This window comes from Faecalimonas sp. LCP19S3_D12, from assembly GCF_052121495.1.
GTDB lineage: Bacteria > Bacillota > Clostridia > Lachnospirales > Lachnospiraceae > Faecalimonas.
Map to the genome: position 1 here is coordinate 1 of NZ_JBQKED010000091.1, position 2,738 is coordinate 2,738.

Consider the following 2,738-nt stretch of genomic DNA (forward strand, 5'->3'; position numbering starts at 1 on the left):
GTGCGCTTTGTTTCTTGTTAATCTCCATAGAAATATGGAACAAAGCAAGACAGATTTCTAATGAAATCTGAACTCTATATTCGATTTGACAGGGGAAGTTCCTGTCTGACCCGGTGTGACGGGTTACAAAAATTCTAATCTCCGACGTGCATTTCATTGTGACAGGTGAATTGTACGAAGCTCGGTGAAAAGCGGGGAAGAAGCTTGAGACAGCTTGGATAACCGCAAGAAGCTATAAATTAGTCATGTCCAGTATATTTTGTTGCAATCGACAAAAGTCCTGAGTGTAAGGCTCGTAAACGATGGGATGATAACACAGCCATCCTCCCCATGTGGGGTGCTGTCGCCGTTGAAATATGTCTTGGTGGAAAACGGCAGAAAACCGGAATGGTCGAATGTCACTGGCAATCAATCACACAAGCCAGTGATGGCAGCCGGGTCAGAGGGACGGGCTAAAACTAAATGTAAAGCTAGAATATAGGGAACAAAGGAACCGTGGACGGCGCTCCGGTACATGCCGGTGCAAGTAAGGTGTCACCCTTGCCGCACAGGTAGGAAATGACCTGTTAATCCACGGGGCATCAGCCCGTAGTAGTGATGAAGCTCCTGTAATGGGAGTGGAGCGAAGGGGCATAGTCAATATGGATTCGTATGTGAACAGAAAGTCGAGGAAGCCGTAGGCAAACCTGACTAAAACCAGAAACACAACCTCGGAAGGAGGTGGTGCGTATGGCACAACAATTCGACTGCCCAAAAACTGAAACTGAATTACGCACTTTGTTAGACGAATTGTATCAACAAAGCAGGAAAGCCAGACAGGAAGGAAAATACCCTGCCTTCAAAGGCTTACTGGAAATTATGTCAGCAGAAACAACGATTGTGACTGCAATTCACAATATCAAGAGCAATCATGGGAGTGATACTCCCGGTGTCGATAACAAGACTATGCGGCGGGAATATCTGCAAAAACCCTACCGATGGGTTATTAACGACATCCAGAGAGCTTTTGAAAAGTTTGAAGCACAGAAAATACGCAGGAAATATATTGACAAACCGGGGAAAAAGGAAAAGCGTCCGTTAGGTATTCCTACAATACGGGACCGCATTGTACAGGAATGTATGCGTATCGTGTTGGAACCCATTGTAGAAGCGCTATTCTTTGAACATTCTTATGGTTTCCGCCCAATGAGGGATACGGCAATGGCGCTGGAAAGACTGAATTTCATCACTTTCCACACAGGTTATTACTGGTTTGTGGAAGGAGACATCAGTAAATGTTTCGACTATATCGACCACGCTATACTTCTTCGCAGACTATATCATTTGGGAATTAAAGACCGGCGTGTGCTTCAAATCATCAAACAAATGCTGAAAGCAGGCGTTCTTGATGAATGTGAAGTAAATGAAGAAGGCACTATGCAGGGCGGGATTATCAGCCCTCTGCTTGCAAATGTCTATCTCGACATTATGGATGAATGGGTAACAAAACAGTGGGAATTGAAAAACACCACCCACAAATACAATCAGGATTCCGCAAAAAGAAGGGCATTGAAAAAGACCAGACTGGTGCCGGGATTCCTAGTGAGGTATGCCGACGATTTTGTAATTATTACAGATAGCCGGGAACATGCTGAATTTTGGAAATCATCGTTAAAGGAATTTCTGGAAACAGAGATGAAGCTGACATTATCCAAAGAGAAAACACTGATTACGGATGTAAGAAAGAAACACGCCACATTTCTCGGATACGAGTTTAAGGTAGTAAAGGGGAAAGGCGAACATGGTTATGTTACCAGAACACAGCCGGACAGAGAAAGACTGAAACGCAAAGTTGATGTGATAGCGGATAATATTAAGAAAATCCCACGGGATACAAGCCGTGAAAAGCTGATTGATGAAATCAATCGGATTAACAGCCAGATACGAGGGGTCATCCAGTATTATCAATGCTGCACATGGGTTAGCGTGAGCATGGACAAATATGGCAGAAAGATACAACTTGCAGCGAGCCGCCGGCTCAAACAGTATAAAGGGAAATGGATTCGAGCCCAAGATACGCAGAACCTTCCCCGAATACACCAGAATTACAGGCAAAAGATACCTTCTGTCAAATACCGTGACATCTATGTTGGAGTTACATCGCTCACGTTCTGTAACTGGCAGGAAACGAGAGGGAAAAATCCAAAAGAAACGCCCTATACTGCCGAAGGACGGGAAATCAATTTCAGGCGCACTAAGAAGAAACGCATACAAGCCAGATTGGATGATGTGTATTCAGAAAATGCGTCAATCGCTGTCTTAAAGGGTAAATGGGGCTATCTGAACAATTTTGAGTTTGTCATGAATAAGGCATACGCCCTGAACCGTGACCGGCTCAAATGCAGGGTTTGCGGAAAATGGTTGATAGACCATGCTCCATACACCCATAGAATTAACCCATATCTTCCGCTGGATAAAGTAAACCGTGTCAACAACCTTATATCAGTACACAAGAAATGCTCTATGGCGATTAACACGCCGGGCATGGACATCAGTGATTATGAAAAACAAGTGCAAAAGAAGATTTTAAGTTATAGGGAAAAACTGGTAGTTTCACATACACGCAACAACTAATCCGTATTGATGGAGCGCCGTGTGCGACGAAAGCCGCACGCACGGTGCGACGTGGGGGAAAATCCGTCCTGACTACCATATCGGGAGATATGGCAAAAGCGGCGGATTACCTATCACAATCAGGT

General features: G+C 44.4%; 1 protein-coding gene. It reads left to right on the plus strand.

What is annotated here, in order from left to right; genetic code table 11:
• Positions 1-729: 729 nt before the first annotated feature.
• A complete protein-coding gene (locus ACTQXY_RS15225) occupies positions 730-2,613 on the plus strand; it encodes a reverse transcriptase domain-containing protein (protein ID WP_343285443.1) in 1,884 nt (627 codons plus the stop codon).
• Positions 2,614-2,738 lie beyond the last annotated feature (125 nt).